The 14,760-nt window shown below is 67.3% G+C and carries 15 protein-coding genes and 4 pseudogenes; 9 read left to right on the top strand and 10 right to left on the bottom strand.

The genetic code is table 11. The annotated features are described in order from the left end of the window. Positions 1-93: 93 nt before the first annotated feature. Positions 94-279 carry an ATP-binding cassette domain-containing protein gene (locus ACF1DX_RS38650; RefSeq protein ID WP_391795822.1) on the bottom strand — a complete coding sequence of 62 codons (186 nt, stop codon included), beginning with the start codon at positions 277-279 and terminating at the stop codon, positions 94-96. 198 nt (positions 280-477) lie between these two features. Here ACF1DX_RS38650 and ACF1DX_RS38645 point away from each other — a divergent pair, with 198 nt between their 5' ends. From ACF1DX_RS38645 to ACF1DX_RS38630, 4 genes and pseudogenes are all read left to right on the top strand, one after another. After that, positions 478-1,242: an IS5 family transposase gene (locus tag ACF1DX_RS38645; RefSeq protein WP_391795821.1), complete on the top strand. Its 765-nt coding sequence runs from the start codon at positions 478-480 to the stop codon at positions 1,240-1,242. Between the two features lie 240 nt (positions 1,243-1,482). Continuing rightward, a complete protein-coding gene (locus tag ACF1DX_RS38640) occupies positions 1,483-2,238 on the top strand; it encodes a GntR family transcriptional regulator (RefSeq protein ID WP_391795820.1) in 756 nt (251 codons plus the stop codon). A gap of 31 nt (positions 2,239-2,269) precedes the next feature. After that, a complete protein-coding gene (locus ACF1DX_RS38635; RefSeq protein WP_391795819.1) occupies positions 2,270-2,587 on the top strand; it encodes a hypothetical protein in 318 nt (105 codons plus the stop codon). 45 nt (positions 2,588-2,632) lie between these two features. Next, positions 2,633-3,491, top strand: a pseudogene (locus tag ACF1DX_RS38630) (IS5 family transposase). 25 nt (positions 3,492-3,516) lie between these two features. Here ACF1DX_RS38630 and ACF1DX_RS38625 read toward each other — a convergent pair. Further along, a complete protein-coding gene (locus ACF1DX_RS38625; protein WP_391795818.1) occupies positions 3,517-3,858 on the bottom strand; it encodes a DUF5713 family protein in 342 nt (113 codons plus the stop codon). A 132-nt stretch (positions 3,859-3,990) separates the two neighbouring features. Here ACF1DX_RS38625 and ACF1DX_RS38620 point away from each other — a divergent pair. Then, positions 3,991-4,137 (top strand): annotated as a pseudogene (locus ACF1DX_RS38620) (DUF6207 family protein); the annotation flags it as partial. Positions 4,138-4,676: 539 nt separating this feature from the next. Here ACF1DX_RS38620 and ACF1DX_RS38615 read toward each other — a convergent pair. The 5 genes from ACF1DX_RS38615 to ACF1DX_RS38595 all read right to left on the bottom strand — a co-directional run bounded on the left by ACF1DX_RS38615 (position 4,677) and on the right by ACF1DX_RS38595 (position 9,955). Next, positions 4,677-5,438, bottom strand: coding sequence for a hypothetical protein (locus ACF1DX_RS38615; RefSeq protein WP_391795817.1), 762 nt, complete (start codon positions 5,436-5,438; stop codon positions 4,677-4,679). Positions 5,439-5,745: 307 nt separating this feature from the next. Continuing rightward, the gene (locus ACF1DX_RS38610; protein ID WP_391795816.1) at positions 5,746-6,312 is read right to left on the bottom strand and encodes a hypothetical protein; all 567 of its coding nucleotides are present in this window, start codon (positions 6,310-6,312) and stop codon (positions 5,746-5,748) included. A gap of 129 nt (positions 6,313-6,441) precedes the next feature. Continuing rightward, complete coding sequence (gene istB, locus ACF1DX_RS38605) at positions 6,442-7,224, bottom strand: IS21-like element helper ATPase IstB (protein WP_391795815.1); 783 nt, start codon at positions 7,222-7,224, stop codon at positions 6,442-6,444. Then, positions 7,221-8,852 (bottom strand): IS21 family transposase, encoded by a 1,632-nt coding sequence (gene istA, locus ACF1DX_RS38600; protein WP_391795814.1) that lies wholly within the window; start codon positions 8,850-8,852, stop codon positions 7,221-7,223. The genes istB and istA overlap by 4 nt, the downstream gene beginning before the upstream one ends. A 344-nt stretch (positions 8,853-9,196) precedes the next feature. Next, positions 9,197-9,955: an IS6 family transposase gene (locus tag ACF1DX_RS38595; protein ID WP_391795813.1), complete on the bottom strand. Its 759-nt coding sequence runs from the start codon at positions 9,953-9,955 to the stop codon at positions 9,197-9,199. Positions 9,956-9,990: 35 nt separating this feature from the next. Between ACF1DX_RS38595 and ACF1DX_RS38590 the strand changes: the two are divergent. The 3 genes and pseudogenes from ACF1DX_RS38590 to ACF1DX_RS38580 form a co-directional block, all read left to right on the top strand. Then, positions 9,991-10,860: pseudogene (locus ACF1DX_RS38590) on the top strand (RHS repeat-associated core domain-containing protein); the annotation flags it as partial. 36 nt (positions 10,861-10,896) lie between these two features. Then, positions 10,897-11,022, top strand: a complete 126-nt coding sequence (locus ACF1DX_RS38585) for a hypothetical protein (RefSeq protein WP_391795812.1) — start codon at positions 10,897-10,899, stop codon at positions 11,020-11,022. 54 nt (positions 11,023-11,076) lie between these two features. After that, complete coding sequence (locus ACF1DX_RS38580) at positions 11,077-11,835, top strand: IS6 family transposase (RefSeq protein ID WP_391795811.1); 759 nt, start codon at positions 11,077-11,079, stop codon at positions 11,833-11,835. Between the two features lie 100 nt (positions 11,836-11,935). Here ACF1DX_RS38580 and ACF1DX_RS38575 read toward each other — a convergent pair whose 3' ends face one another. Genes ACF1DX_RS38575 through ACF1DX_RS38565 form a run of 3 tightly spaced genes read right to left on the bottom strand, consistent with a single transcriptional unit; the run spans position 11,936 to position 14,484 of the window. After that, the gene (locus ACF1DX_RS38575) at positions 11,936-12,592 is read right to left on the bottom strand and encodes a hypothetical protein (RefSeq protein ID WP_391795810.1); all 657 of its coding nucleotides are present in this window, start codon (positions 12,590-12,592) and stop codon (positions 11,936-11,938) included. Positions 12,593-12,629: 37 nt separating this feature from the next. Then, positions 12,630-12,902 (bottom strand): hypothetical protein, encoded by a 273-nt coding sequence (locus tag ACF1DX_RS38570; protein WP_391795809.1) that lies wholly within the window; start codon positions 12,900-12,902, stop codon positions 12,630-12,632. A gap of 46 nt (positions 12,903-12,948) precedes the next feature. Further along, positions 12,949-14,484 (bottom strand): MFS transporter, encoded by a 1,536-nt coding sequence (locus ACF1DX_RS38565; RefSeq protein WP_391795808.1) that lies wholly within the window; start codon positions 14,482-14,484, stop codon positions 12,949-12,951. Positions 14,485-14,630: 146 nt separating this feature from the next. Between ACF1DX_RS38565 and ACF1DX_RS38560 the strand changes: the two are divergent. Continuing rightward, a pseudogene (locus tag ACF1DX_RS38560) lies at positions 14,631-14,760 on the top strand (IS5/IS1182 family transposase); the annotation flags it as partial.

Here is a 14,760-nt window from a genome sequence, read left to right as displayed (position 1 = left end):
ACACGCTGGAACAACTCCCACAACTCGTCCGGCACCAGCCGCTCAACAATCCCTGCCACGACCGGCAGCTTACCCAGCCAAATGAGATGACTTCTAAGAGATCGCCGAGATGCGGTCGTGGGCGGTGAAGCGGTCCGGTACGTAACCGATGTGTGGTGGTCGGCCCGACACGCTTCCGGAGGTGGGCTGGGACAGTCCGGCGAGGATCCTCAGCAAGGTCGACTTCCCCGAACCATTGCTGCCCACCACCGCGAGAACGTCACCGGCCGAGACCTTCATGTCCACGTCGCGGAAAACCCACCGTCCTCCGCCGTAACGTTTGCCGACCGCCTCACAACGTAACAACTCGTCCTCCCTGTGACCTACGCGCTAGCCCTTCCAGCCTGACGGGTGGGCTTGACAGTTAAGCTGACAGGCAGGTGAAGCCCCTGGTAGATGGCTTTCGACCAAGAGAACCATCTCCACCAGAGGCTTCGCGTGCTTGTTTACCCGTCGGGCATCGACGTGTCCAGCTCTGCCCTTCGCTTCCTGTCCGCCCGGCTGCAAGCGCGTCGCCGAGCTCTTGGTACCCGATGGTGGCGGCTGAGCGCGGGTCGACAAGCCCTGCTCGCCCTCGCCCACCTCCGCAACGGACACACCTACGCCCAGCTCGCAGCCGGTTTCGGCGTCGGTACCACTACCGCCTACCGCTACGTCACCGAGGCCGTGGAGCTCCTGGCCGCCCTCGCACCCACACTCGCCGAAGCCGTACGAGCCGCGTCGAAGAAGGCGTATCTGATCCTGGACGGGGCGCTTCTGCCCATCGACCGGATCGCCGCCGACCGGCCCTTCTACTCGGGCAAACACAAGAAGCACGGCATGAACGTGCAGCTAATCGCCGACCCGAAGGGCCGTTTGCTGTGGGCCTCACCAGCCCTGCCCGGAGCCGTCCATGACGTCCGGGCGGCACGCGAGCACAGCATCGTCGATGCTCTCGCCAAGGCGAGCATCAACTGCTGGGCCGACAAGGGCTACCAGGGTGCCGACGGCACGGTCCGCACTCCTTACCGCGGCCGTTGGAACAGCCTTTCCACAGGCCAGCAGGAGGTCAACCGGTCTCATGCGAAGATCCGTGCACTCGTCGAGCAGGCCGTCGCCACTCTGAAGTCCTGGCGGCTCCTCTGCCGGCTCCGATGCTCAACCACCCGGATCACGAGCCTCGTCCGAGCCGTCCTCAGCCTGCATCTGGCCAGTTCAAACTGAGGATGGAAAAGGCTCACTCACCGGTTTTCATGGGAATCCCCACATTCGATCAGATCGCCGCCCGCAACAGCGCCGTCAGAGAGCCCTGACCATAGCGATCTCTGCCTGCGCCGAGCGCCGCCTACGATTCCGAATCGTCGTCAGTGCCTGTTTCTGAACTGCCTTGCTGAAGTAGCCTTGGGTCCTACCCTGGCATCTTGTCAGAGGACGCCGGGCGGGCCGGAGAGCGGGAGAGTCATCATGCGCGACGGGGTGTGGCTGGAAGGGGCGCCAGCCCGAGGCCAGCGATTACCGAAGTACTACAGCATCAAGCAGCGGCTGTTAGAGATAATCGGCGGCCGGAAACCCGGCTCGGCCATACCGGCCGAGCGCCTGCTCGCCGTCGAGTTACGGACCTCACGCACCACTCTCCGGAAGGCCCTGCAGGAGCTCGTCAGCGAAGGAAGACTGGACCGTATCCAGGGCAAGGGCACCTTCGTCGTCGCCAGGCCGAAGGTGTACCAGTCACTGCACGTGACGTCCTACACCGAGGACATGGAGACCCAGGGCCTCACACCCGCCTCGCGGATCCTCGGCATCGGCCACATCCCCGCGGACGAACAACTGGCCGGCTTACTGGGTCTTCAGACCGGTGACTCCGTCCTACGCGTCGAACGGCTGCGACTGGCCGGCGGGGAGCCGTTGGCGATCGAGTCCGCGCACCTGTCAGCACAGCGGTTCCCAGGGCTGCGGCTGGACCTGACCAGGTACACCTCCCTCTACACCGTTCTCACCGAGCAGTACGGCGTGCGCTTGGCAGAGGCCGAGGGGACGATCGAAACGTCCCTTGCCACACCGGCGGAGGCCGAGCTCCTCGGCGTGGATGTCGGCTCGCCGATGATGCTGCTCTTCCGTCACTTGCGGGACATGGACGGCACACCCGTGGAGTGGGTGCGCTCGGTCTGCCGCGGCTCCCGATACAAGTTCATGGCCACTCTGACCCGGCCTGTGAGCTGACGGTTGCCTGTTCCTTCACACAAGGAGCTCCATGCCGCTTCTGCACGGCGAAGGCCAGGGCGATCGGCGCGACCCCGTTGCCGAGCAGGTCGGCCGTCGTACCGATGAAGAGGTGACGGAACGGGCGGTGGCGCAGAGGCGCCAGGGCGGCAGACACGCGCCTGATCGTCGGGACTGGGCGGCGCGCCCGTCAACAGGTTTAGGACTGGCACCGGGCCAGGTGTGCGGCTGCCCACTCATTGACACCCTGGCCGACGCCTTCGCCTACGCCAGCGCGGCAGGCGTGACCCTGCGGATCGACGGCACTGAGCTCCAGGTCCGCCGCCCGCGCGCGAACAAGCGGGCCTAGGCCGTGTATCGAAAGTGGATCTTGGGCTGTGAATGATCACGGTTCATGGGTCGGGGAGATCTCACAGACACGCAGTGGGCGTCGCTGGAGCCGTTGTTGCCGAAGGGTGCCAGGGCGGGGCGGCCGCCCGTCTGGCCTCGGCGGCGGTTGATCGACGGCATACGGTTCCGTGTCCGGACCGGTGTTCCATGGCGGGACGTCCCCGTCGAGTACGGACCGTGGAGCCGGGTCTACGACCTGTTCCGGCACCTGGCAGCGGATCCTCACTCGGCTCCAGTCCCTGGCAGATGCAAAGGGCGCGATCACATGGGACCTGAGCGTCGACTCCACGGTGTGCCGCGCCCATCAGCATGCGGCCGGGGCTCGCAAGCAAGGCGACCTGCAGAAGGAACCACCGGGCGGCATGTTCACCGAGCCCCGTGATCACGGGCTGGGAAGGTCGCGCGGCGGGTTCACAACCAAGCTGCACCTGGCAGTTGAGCAGGGTCAGAAGCCCATGTCGATCGTGGTGACGGCAGGGCAGCGTGGAGACTCGCCGCAGTTCGAACCTGTGCTGGAGAAGGTTTGCGTGCCCCGCATTGGGCCGGGCCGGCCACGCGTTCGCCCCGATCGGGTGCGTGCTGACAAGGCGTACGCCTCCCGCAAGAACCGCGCCTACCTGCGCCGACGCAGGATCCGCTGCACTATCCCGGACAAGGTTGACCAAGCGCGCAACCGCAAAAAGCTCGGCTCCCGCGGCGGCCGGCCGCCGCATTTCGACCGTGCTGACTACCGCGAGCGCCATGCGGTCGAATGTGGGATCAACCGCCTCAAGAGGCATCGCGCCGTCGCGACGCGATACGACAAGCTCGCCGTCCGCTACGAGGCAACCGTGCTGATCGCAGCTCTCAACGGATGGCTTTGACCGGAGGTGGCCTTACCATCCTCGTTCACCAGTCCCGGCCGGCGGTTAGCACCTCTGCATCCGCGTCCGTGAACCCGTATGCCGACGCGACGAAGCAGAACTCGTCACAGATCCACTCCCGCGCGACCGTCTCGATCCCGCTCCCGGCCGCTACGAACGCCCTGTCCAGCAGGTTGAACTCCTCCGTCGCAGCCTGGGTGAGTACGTACAAGCTCTCCAGGTCCGACAGCTGCTCGACCTCAATGCGCTCGCACAGCCGCAGGAGGATCGCCTTCCCCTGGTCGACCACGTGATCAGGGAAGTACGAGTCGTCGTACATCGGCCGCAGGAACTCGTGTCCCGCTACCTGCTGGTTTGTGATCAACACGGCACTTCCCTAACTCCGCGAAAACTGACGCGCCGATCATGCACCGCACCACTGACAACGACGCCCAACGGACGCCAGACCTCACGCGACCAGGACTTTCACCACAGGCCCTAGTTCAGAGAAGTCGCGGCCGCCGACGACGAGACCGCATTCGCAATCCAGGAGCTGTTCGCCACGCGGTACGCGGTCGCCGTAGCGGACCGCACGATCCACGAGCCGGGCGAACCGGGTGTACGGCTGCGCTGCTACCTGGACCTGCCGCAGCAACCCGACGCGTGATCTGCGAAGGCAGGCATGTTCGTTCCTGTGCGACAGGGCGTGCCACAGGTCATCCGGCAGATCCTGGCTGGCGGTCTCTCGGCTGCGTCTCGTACAGCCTGTGCTGGGACGCGTCTACGGAGGTGGGCAGCGGACGGGACGTTCGACCGGATGCTGCGGGCCGCGCGGGCGAAGGCGGACGTGGCGGACGACATCGAGTGGCTGGGTCGGTCGATTCCGCGGTCGTCCGAACTCACCAGCCCGGTTCCGCCAGTACACCCGCGACGCCGAGCACGTCCGGCCCTGTGCGGCGGGGACGGCCTTGAAGACCGTGGTCGTCGCCGCTTCGTCGAGATTCGGGCCTGCCCACCAGAGCGGTGACCGGCCTCATGGTCCGTACGGCGTACCGGCTCACGGTGCGCCGAGGCCCGTGCACATACGCTTGCGGCCGGCCCGGACGCAAGGCGTCGGGTCCGCCCGAGCGCGGCGGACCCGACGCCTGGACCGTCGCAGCCGTTACCGCCGGCGCGGCGCCCACCGGCCCGCCGGCACCGCGGACATCACTTCACCACGACGTGGTCCCCGGACGACTTCGACGGTCCGGTGGTGGTGTTTCCGTTGTACAGCCAGCGCCACGTACCCGTCTTGGAGGCCTTCACGGTCGTCTTGAGGTTGCCCGAGCCGTTCGAGTACACCTTCTTCACCGTGGTGTAGGAGGTGGTGCCGGCGGGCTTGAACTGCAGGCTCACCTGGCGGCCTCCGTAGGAGGCGTACTTCCTGGTCTCCCAGTTGGCCCGTGTGACCTTTCCGGTCACGGTGATGGTCTTGCCCTTGGCCACGGGTTCGGGCGAGGCGTTGACAGTGAGGCGGGAGTTGCGCTTGACGTGGACCGTCAGACCCTTGTCGTCGACGTCCCCGCCGCCGCCCTTGAAGTACACCTCGGCCCCGACCTTCCAGGCCCCGGCCTCGCTGTTGTGCATGTCCCACACGCTCGGGTCGAAGTACATCGTCTCGTTGAAGTCGCAGACGCCCGACTTCACCTTGACGCAGTCGCTCGTCTCGATGGCGTGCCACAGCCGGTCGGCCCCCTTGCGGTACAGGAACACCGCCGGCCACTTCCACTTGTGCGTGGTCGTCATCCGGAAGGAGGCGGGCACCGCGACCTCCCCCGACACCCCGATCACAATCGGCTTGCCGCCGTTCACCTGGACACGGCTGAACGAGACCCCTCCCTCGGCCGCCCCGGCCGGCACCGCGGCCACGGCCGTGAACGCCGCCGCCGCACCACCGGCCACGACGACTCTCCAGACCTGCTTCCCCACCTGGTCCCCAATCTGTACGGAAAGACACCGGAGGCTCATCCCTCCAGCGCCTTACAGACAGCCGGCACCCACACGAGGTTGTACACCCGCGAATCACAATGGGGCATCAGACAATCCCCGCCTCCCACGAGTGGCGTTGACGGTCTGATCTGGCCCCACTTTTCCGGCCTCAGGTGGCTCCATGTCGTCGTGGCTGGGGGTCTGCTTTCCGGCCTGCCACGGCCCCGGCTTCCGGTCTCGCGTGGCCCCAGCCGACGACGGGTCGGCGATCTCCTTCACCGCTCGTCACAAGTCACACCAGGTCAGGTCATGACTGACCGTGGTGGTACTCCTCGGAAGGCATCGAGTCCCATTCGGTATTCGCGCCGTCGCGCGTCACCATGAACAGCGGACGCGATCGCAGGACCTGCCCGACGCGTTGCCCGCGCATGACGACCCCGGGATCATCCGGTCCTGCATAGCCCTCGGGCGTGTAGCGAAAGTGCCCGCCCGCTGCCTCGGCATGCGCGATTTCGTCACTCTCCAGTTCCGACAGGTCCCTTCCGACCAACGGGATTCCATCGTGCCCGACCTGGGGACCATGGACGGCGTCGGCTGCGATGCAGAACAGCCCCGCGGCTTGGCTCACGTAGGCCGTGACGGCAGGCAGTGAAGAGGCCACCCCGCGGCGATGGACCTCGATCTTCCACGTGGGCGAGAAGATCGCGTGGACGCCCGGGCAATCGCTGACCTTCGTCTGGCCGAGAACCTGAAACGCCTCGACCACTTCGTCGACGGTCATCCCGAACCGGAGCGGTCCGACGCCGATTGCTGGCGCGTAGGACCACTCATCCCGATCGGCGACTCCGGAATCGGCTTCGGCCTTGAACGTCATCGTCGCCCCCTTGTGGCAGCTGAAATCTTGCCGCAGCCCATCATGTCAATGGCCGACCAGCAGCCCGTCAGGTGCCTCCAGGCGCGCGCTCCTCCGCCTGCCAGGGCCGCAGTGGTTTCCAGGCGATCACTAGGCTCGCTGCTGCTTGGCTTTGGTCTGGGCGAGTCGGTAGGACTCGGTGCCGGTCTCGATGATGGTGCCGTTGAAGGTCAGGCGGTCGACGATGGCCGCGCAGAGCCTCGGGTCGGTGAAGGTCTTGGTCCAGCCGCCGAACGACTCGTTCGAGGCGATGGCCACGCTGTTCTTTTCCTCCCTCTCGGTCAGAACCTGGAACAGCATCTCGGCGCCCCGTCGGTCGAGCTCGAGATATCCCAGCTCATCAATGCACAGAAGATCGACACGCCCGTAGCGGGCGATCGTCTTGGACAGCTGCTTCTCGTCGGCGGCCTCGACGAGCTCGTTGACGAGCTTGGCGGCCAGGGCATAGCGGACGCGGCAGCCGGCCATGGCCGCGGCCGTCCCGAGGCCGATCAGCAGGTGGGACTTGCCTGTGCCGGAGTCCCCGATCAGGCAGAGCGGCTCGCCCTTTTTGACCCAGTCGCAGGTGGCGAGGTTGTTGACCACCGCGGGGACGACGTTGGGGTTGGCGTTGTAGTCGAAGTCGGAGAGCCATTTCTGGCGGGGGAAGCCGGCTGCCCGGATACGCCGCTCCGAGCGTCGCCGGTCGCGGTCCTCGCACTCGGACATCAGCAGCTCGGCCAGGAACCCTCGGTAGGAGAGCTGTTCGCGTTCGGCGCGGGTGACAAGGTCGGGGAACTGGGCTCGCATGGTGGGCAGCCGCAGGACCCGGCAGGCGGTGTCGATCGCCGCGTCGGAGGCGGTCTCGGTCAGGTTGTGGTGCAGGCCGGTCATGGCGCGTCCTTCCTGGAACGGTTCAGCAGCTGGTCCCAGCGGTCGAGAGAGGGCAGGGGGCGCTGGTCGGTGGGGAGGCGGACGGCCCGGCGGGCGTTCAGGCTGACCACTTCGCTGGGCTTCGGCCCGGGCAGAGTCGGTGTCGGCCCGGTGACCGTCACGGTGGGGGAACGGCCATCGGTTTGAGCGGCCTTGCGGGCTTCGAGGGCGACGATGTCGGCGGCGTGGGCGCCGGCCGCAAGGGCGGACTGGATTCCGGCGATCACGTCGCGGTGTTCGAGGTGCCGGTGCAGCAGGAGCACGTGGACCAGCTGCTTGGTGCCCTCGGTGTCGCCTTCGGCCTTCTTTGCCGCAGCCCAGAACGCTTCATGAGCGGCCGTGAACGTGCCCTCTCGGCGGGCCTGGTCCAGGGCCTCGGAGCCGGCCATGGCGCCGGGCTTGGCCAGCAGGACTTCGAGGAAGTGGTCCAGGACCACCCGCTCGGCGCCCTTCGCCGTCAGGCGGGGGTGGCGGGCGATCTCGGTGCGGCCGTGGAAGACGACCAGGTCGCTGGAGCGGAGCACGACCCGGACGGTGCGGCCGATGAACCGCGCCGGAACCGAGTAGCGGCAGACCCGCACCGCGACCATCCCATAGCGGTCCACCCGCGGAGTGAACACGACGCCGGTCTCGAAGGAGTCCCGCGGCAGCGGCATCAGCAGCACGGACTCGCGGGTGAAGTCCTGGCCGATCGTGCGAATCCGCATCCCGATCCGCCGGCCTTCCTCCGCCCGCTCAAACTCGGCGAAGGACGCGTTCAGCTCATCCAGAGAACCCACCCGAGGCACGGGCGTGAGGTAGTTGCGACGGAAGTAGCCGACCTGCCCCTCCACTCCACCCTTCTCATGGGCGCCGCGGAGCCCCGGCTCGCAGTAGAAAGGGGTGACCCCGAAGTGCTGGCGGAACTCCGTCCACCTGGGGTGCTCCTCCCGAGACCGGCTCTTGTGGATCACTCGGGAGACCGCCGGCGAGAGATTGTCGTAACGGATCTGCCCGCCCGGAACACCGCCCAGCGTGCGGAAGGCGTGAACGTGGCCGTCTAGGAAAGCCTCCTGGCCGCAGGACGTGGTGATGCGGTGCACCGCCTTGCCCGAGTAGGCCAGACGCAGGGCGAAGACGAAGCACTTCGTCCGCTCACCCGCCAGGTCCACCCACGCCTCGCCGAAGTCGACCTCGGCGTCCATGCCCGGCTGGTTGTGGCGGATCACGAACCCCGCCGTCGGCGCCGCACCCGCAGCCTCGGCGATCTCCCGGCGTCGACGGGACACGTAGTCCCAGACCGTCGCGTAGGCGATCTCCGCCCCGCACTCCTGCCGCAGCCGGTTCAGGATCCGCTTGACCGTGTGCCGCTGCTTCGGCGGCGCCTCCAGATCCCCCAGCAGCCACTCATCGATCGTCTTCTTGAACGGATCCAACCTGGGCGAGGGTCGCACCGGGGTCTTCCGCGGCCTGGGCACCGGCGACGCCAGAGCCTCCCGTACCAGCCGACGATGTACCCCGTACTTACGGGCCAGCGCCCGCATCGACAGCCCCTCCTGCCACGAGTCACGGCGGATCCGCAGGAACAGCTCTTCCCTCGACAACCCCATCCGGCATCGCCCCCACACGGTGGCCCACCACGACCGCCCCACCACCCGCCACCCGGGTGGGGCCAGATCAGACCGGAACAACCCCCGAACGCTCCCGTACGCCCCCAGGGGTGGAGCCAACTCAAGCCGGAAAGTGGAGCCGAATCAGAGCGTTAATGCCACACGAGACCGAGAAGTCGGTGTGGTTCCTCAGCACAAGAGCCCGCTGTGCTCTTCCAGGCAGGAAAGCGGGATGCCCTGCGCACGAGGCCTCTTCGGGCGTAGGGGGGCGCTCTCACGTTGTTGAGGGTGTGAGTGCCTGACGGTGTGTCGGGCCCGGTGAGGCCGGGTTCCGGCTTTCGTGCTCAGGCCGCGGTGGGCAGGCCGGCGACGCCGGTGACCTGGTCCCAGATGGCGAAGCAGGTGGTCATCTCGGCGCGGTAGTCGGGGGCGGTCATCAGGTGGCGGCGGGATCGGAAGTGGGGCGAGATGCCGCTGAACGCGGCCAGGAACCGCTGGGTTCCGCCGACGGAGCGGAAGCCTTTCATGGCGCGTTCGCGCCGCCGGGTGGGCTGGTGGCTGTTCTCGGCCCGGTTGTTGAGACCCTTGTGGGAGCGGTGCTCGACGGAGGGCATCACCTCGCGATGGGCCGCGCCGTAGGAGCGGAGCTTGTCCGTGACGATCACCCGCGGCACGGCCCCGGTCTCTTTGAGGAGCCGACGGAAGAAGCGCCTGGCCGCAGCCTTGTCCCTTCGGCTCTGGACCAGGATGTCGAGCACGTTGCCGTCGGCGCCGACGGCCCGCCACAGGTACTTCTGCTCACCGTTGATCTTGATGAAGACCTCGTCCAGGTGCCACTTGTCGCCGGGCCGGTGCCGACGGCGGCGCAGGCCGTTGGCGTGGGCCTGCCCGAACTTCGCACACCAGCGGCGGATCGTCTCGTGGGAGACGAGCACGCCGCGCTCGAGCATCAGTTCCTCGACCTCGCGGAAGCTGAGCGGGAAGCGGAAGTACAGCCGCACGCAGTGGGAGATGATTTCCACCGGGTACCGGTGCCCCTTGTACGACGGCGGCGTGGACGACACGAGCGAACCCCTCCCCAGCACGACCAACCACAAGACCATCCCAGGCCGGTCAGCCAACGTGACAACGCCGCGGCCCTTGGTCCTACGACGCCATCGGCAACGAGACGGCCGGTGCCTCCACGGACGACTACGCCCGAACCGGCGAGAAGTGGACCGACCACTCCCAGATGGCGTCGATCACGGTCGCCGCGAAGACGTACGCGGGTCAGTACGGCTCGACCGACCAGAGCGAACGCATCAAGCTCGGCGACACCTACTTCCACAACGGCCCGCTGGGTCTGTCGGCGAAGACGACCGCCGGTGTGGACATGGGCTTCAACCGCGAACCCGGGGGCACCTTGAACTCCATGACGACCGGAGGCAAGACGTACTACTACCTCACGGACGCCATCGGCAGCGTGGTCGCCCTGGCGGACGGTGACGGCAACAAGGTCAACACCTACGCCTACAGCCCGCGCGGGGTGCGCATCCTGTCCCAGTCCTCGGAACCGGTCGCCCGGCCCTACCGCTTCGCCGGCGGCTACCAGGACCCCACCGGCCTCTACCGCTTCCAGGCCCGGTACTACGACGCCAACATCGGCCGCTTCACCCAGCCCGACCCCTCGGGCCAGGAGAAGAACCCCTACCTCTACGCCGAGGGCGACCCCGTCAACCGCATCGACCCGACCGGGCTTGCCTTCTTCGACGTGGTCGGCAAGGGCTTCGACATGTACGACATCGGCTCCATCGCCAAGGACCTGGACGAGGGCAACTATAAGGACGCCTTGGCCACGGGCATCGGCCTGGCGGCAGGCGCCGCCGAGACCGCGTGTGGCGCGGTCGCCGTCGCCGTCAGCGCCCCCACCGCGGGCGTAGGTGGGTTGGCTGTTGGCGCTACCTGCTTCGGCATCGGATACGGCGCCGGCGAACTGGGAGAGAAGGCTGCAACCAACGTTCTGAATTAGAAACCGACAAAGGCTAATGAACGGATGGGAGGACTGATGTCATACGGCCAGTTCCTGGCCAAGGGCGCCGGGGAGGGCACTCCGCCCTTCTGGATCATCGCTATCGCCCTGGTGGTCATCGTCGGGGTGGCGTTCCTGGTGAGTAAGGTCCGCAACAAGTAGCACCACCCGCGAGACACACAGAACGGCGTTGTCACGTTGGCTGACCGGCCTGGGATGATCTTGGGGTTGGTTGTGCCGGGGAGGGGTTCGCTCGTGTCGTCCGCGTCGCCGTCGTACAAGGGGCACCGGTACCCGGTCGGGGTGATCGCGCACTGCGTGTGGCTGTACTTCCGTTTCCCGCTCAGCTTCCGCGAGGTCGAGGAGCTCATGTTCGAGCGCGGTGTGCTCGTCTCTCACGAGACGGTCCGGCGCTGGTGCGCGAAGTTCGGGCAGATCTACGCGAACGGCCTGCGCCGCCGACGGCCCCGGCCGGGCGACAAGCGGCACCTGGACGAGGTCTTCGTGAAAATCAACGGTGAGTTGAAGTATCTGTGGCGGGCCGTGGACGCCGACGGCGCCGTTCTTGACATCCTCGTGCAGAACCGGCGGGACAAGGCCGCGGCCCAGCGTTTCTTCCGCCGCCCGCTGAAGACGATCCGCACGGTGCCCCGGGTGATCGTCACCGACAAGCTGCGCTCCCACCGAACGGCCCACCGCGAGGTCATGCCCTCGGTCGAGCACCGCCCGCACAAAGGCCTGAACAACCGGGCCGAGAACAGCCACCAGCCCACCCGGCGGCGCGAACGCGCCATGAAAGACTTCCGCAGCGTCGGCGGAACCCAGCGGTTCCTGGCCGCGTTCAGCGGCATCCCACCCCACTTCCGCCCCCGCCGCCACCTGATGACCGCCCCCGACTACCACGCCGAGATGACCATCCGCTTCGCCATCCGGGACCAGATCACCGACGCCGCCGACCAGCCCGCCAAGGCCTGAACACCAACCCGGAACCCGGCCCCCACCACGCCCCGACGCGCCGCCAAAGACCCACGCACCCAATAATGTGACAGCACCTACCCAAGGCCTCGTTCGACGATCAGCCGGATACGAGAACGGCCTGGCTGACGCGCATGAACTCCTTGTAGGCGAGCTTCATCTCGTTACCGTCCTCAGCCAGCATCTCCACCCAGCTTTGGTGTAGTCCGTCTGCTGGCTGTTCAGCCAGTTCAGCCAGTTCCTCGTTCACGAACCGGAGCGTGCTCACGAATCGCTCCGTCCTGCGGCGCAGAACACCACCCGCGATCTGGACGGAGTCGGGCCCCAGGAGTGCCAAGTGGCTGCACGCGACGATGAGGTTGTTCGAGGCGTCCGCGTAGGACTGCAGCGATGCCTCATCCAGCACCATGACCGCTTCCAGCTGTTCACGCCGCCGGACGGATTCGGCGTTGAAGACGGCGTACATGTCCATCACTTGCAGACATGCTTTCTGCCGTTCCTGGCGGACCCACTGCTGTTGGGCCAGGTCGGCTTGATCGCGGACCTGTGCCCGTACGGCGGCCGCGTTCACCTCTGCGCCGATCCGGGCTCCCCGTACTGCGGCACGCCCGCCGGCGCGAGCGCCAATGACCGCGCCAGCAAGCCCGGCGATGCCTGAGATAACCGCTGCCCACCCTTGATCCACGCGTTCGAACGTGCCAGAGGATCGGGCCCGGTGGGGCGTTTCCTCCAACACTGGCCGCATCAGTACCAGCAAGGTGGCCACTTCCAGCCGTGGAGGCCAGGTGGGGTGATCAGGGACTGTCGCCGCCCCAGTCCCAGCGGGCCGGATCGCCGGGGCGCGGGTCGTACAGCACCCGCCCGCCGGGGCCGAACTGCCCGAGTTCCGTGAGGAGGGAGACACCGTCGTCGATCTCCTCCGGCCTCCAGTTGGTGATGTCGAGCTGTTGACTGTCCAACGGCCCACCGATGAGTTCGGCATAGGTTCTGGGGCGTGGGCCCGGGTGGCATCGTCGTGGGGGTGGCTGTACACGGCCGCGCAGCAGCTGCTCATCGTCGCCGTTCATGCTGTGCAGCGGAACACGCGGGCAGTGCAGTTCTGATGCGGACCCGTCACCTCGTCTTCGGCGGGCGCAGCAGGACGGCCGCCATTGCGGCGGTGACGACCAGGCCGATGGCGGCGAGGGTCAGCACGGTGGTGAAGCCGTGGTCGTAGCCCTGTTGTGCCGCGCGCAGTAGTGTCTGGGCGGTTTCGGGTGGAAGGTTGGCCGTGAGGTCCTCGGCGTGCGCGAACGATTCCTCGGCCGTCGCCTGCCCGTCCGGGCCGAGCCCCGGTACCTGGGGCAGGCCGGTTCGGTACACGGCCGTCAGGACGGTGCCGAGGACGGCGACGCCGAGGCCAGCGCCGAGTTCGAAGGACGTCTCCTGGATGGCGGCCGCCTCCCCGGAGCGTTCCGGCTGTGCGGCGCTCATGATGGTGTCGGCACCCAGGGTCATCACGATGCCGGCGCCGTATCCCGCGCCCAGTAACGGCACGAGCAGGACCCCGTAGTGGGCGGTGTCGCCGACGGCGGCCATGGTGGCGAGGGCGGTGGCGAAGAGGGCGAGCGCCCCGGTGAGCGCCCACCGGTTGCCCCACCGGTTCGCGGCCCAGGGCGCTGTGACAGCGCCGATGGCGTTGGCGCCGGCCAGTGGCATCAGTGCCAGTCCGGCGCGCAGCGGCGAGTACTCGCCCACCTGCTGGAGCCACTGGGTGAGGAAGAACAGCAGGGCGACGTAAGAGCCGAAGCAGCCGATGACGCACAAGGTGGCGGTGGTGAAGCGGCGTTCATGGAAGAGGGAGAAGTCCAGCAGCGGCTCGGCGATGCGCCGCTGGCGGCGCACGAAGAGGTAGAGCAGAACGCTTCCGACGACGGCAGTGGTGACGATGACGCCGTTCACTCCGGCGTGTTCGCCGGCCTGCTTGAGCGCGTAGACGACGCCGGCCAGGCCGGTGACGGACAGCGCCACACTGGCCAGGTCCCAGCGGCGGAGAACGGGGTTTTGGGACTCGGGGATGACCCGGGCGCCGACAGCCAGGATGACGACGATGACGGGGACGTTGATCAGGAAGACCGCGCCCCAGCCCCACTTCGCGGTGACCAGACCGCCGACCAGCGGACCGATCGTGGCGCCGACGCTGTGGGCGGCTGTCCAGATGCCGATGGCGACGGCCCGTTCGCGGTCGTCGGTGAAGACGACCCTGATGATCGCCACCGTGGATGCCATGATCATCGCCGCGCCGACTCCGAGCGCGGCGCGCGCGGCGATGAGTTGCGCCGTCGATGTCGAGAAGGCGGCTGCTGCCGAGGCGAGGCCGAAGGTGACAAAGCCGCTGAGCACCATGCGGCGCCGGCCGATCCGGTCGCCGAGGGTGCCGCAGGTCACGAGCAGGGCCGCGAGCGTGAGCGAGTAGACGTCGACGATCCACAGCAGCCCGGCGGGAGAGGGCTCGAGCTCCCGGCTCATGCTGGGCACAGCGACGTGCAGCACGGTGAGGTCGATACCGCACAGCAGCAGGCTGCCCGACACCACGGCCAGCACCAGCCACCGCCGCCTGGACGGGGCGGCCGAAGACTCCGTATGCTCCGTCTCTTCGATTGCTCGCACCGGTGCGGGTGCCTCCTTGTTTGACATAGCCTCAGTTTCAGGACGTACCAACGCGGGCCACAAGTACGGTCTTTGATGTCCCTTAGAGTTCCTAACAGAAGTTGTTGATCAAGTAACCGTCCGCTGGTCTGCTCGTTGGTCGGGGCGTGGGGAAGCGTCAGTCGCGGCCGTGGATCGTGTTGGACGAACTGTGGTCGCTCATCGAGCCGTTGCTGCCCGAGCCGGGGCCGAAGCTGGTGGCGGGCCGGCCGCGGGTGCCGGACCGGCAGGCGTTGT

Origin of the sequence: Streptomyces sp. NPDC014676 (genome assembly GCF_043084105.1) — a bacterium.
GTDB lineage: Bacteria > Actinomycetota > Actinomycetes > Streptomycetales > Streptomycetaceae > Streptomyces.
Note: the sequence above shows the minus strand (reverse complement) of the source record. Positions and strands in the feature narration are given on the sequence as shown.

Bases quoted from the DNA above. Each gene is read 5' to 3' on its own strand.
- ACF1DX_RS38650 (WP_391795822.1), bottom strand. From the start codon at position 279: ATGAAGGTCTCGGCCGGTGACGTTCTCGCGGTGGTGGGCAGCAATGGT.
- ACF1DX_RS38640 (WP_391795820.1), top strand. From the start codon at position 1,483: ATGCGCGACGGGGTGTGGCTGGAAGGGGCGCCAGCCCGAGGCCAGCGA.
- ACF1DX_RS38635 (WP_391795819.1), top strand. From the start codon at position 2,270: ATGCCGCTTCTGCACGGCGAAGGCCAGGGCGATCGGCGCGACCCCGTT.
- ACF1DX_RS38610 (WP_391795816.1), bottom strand. From the start codon at position 6,312: ATGACGTTCAAGGCCGAAGCCGATTCCGGAGTCGCCGATCGGGATGAG.
- istB (WP_391795815.1), bottom strand. From the start codon at position 7,224: ATGACCGGCCTGCACCACAACCTGACCGAGACCGCCTCCGACGCGGCG.
- istA (WP_391795814.1), bottom strand. From the start codon at position 8,852: ATGGGGTTGTCGAGGGAAGAGCTGTTCCTGCGGATCCGCCGTGACTCG.
- ACF1DX_RS38595 (WP_391795813.1), bottom strand. From the start codon at position 9,955: ATGGTCTTGTGGTTGGTCGTGCTGGGGAGGGGTTCGCTCGTGTCGTCC.
- ACF1DX_RS38585 (WP_391795812.1), top strand. From the start codon at position 10,897: ATGTCATACGGCCAGTTCCTGGCCAAGGGCGCCGGGGAGGGCACTCCG.
- ACF1DX_RS38580 (WP_391795811.1), top strand. From the start codon at position 11,077: ATGATCTTGGGGTTGGTTGTGCCGGGGAGGGGTTCGCTCGTGTCGTCC.
- ACF1DX_RS38570 (WP_391795809.1), bottom strand. From the start codon at position 12,902: ATGAACGGCGACGATGAGCAGCTGCTGCGCGGCCGTGTACAGCCACCC.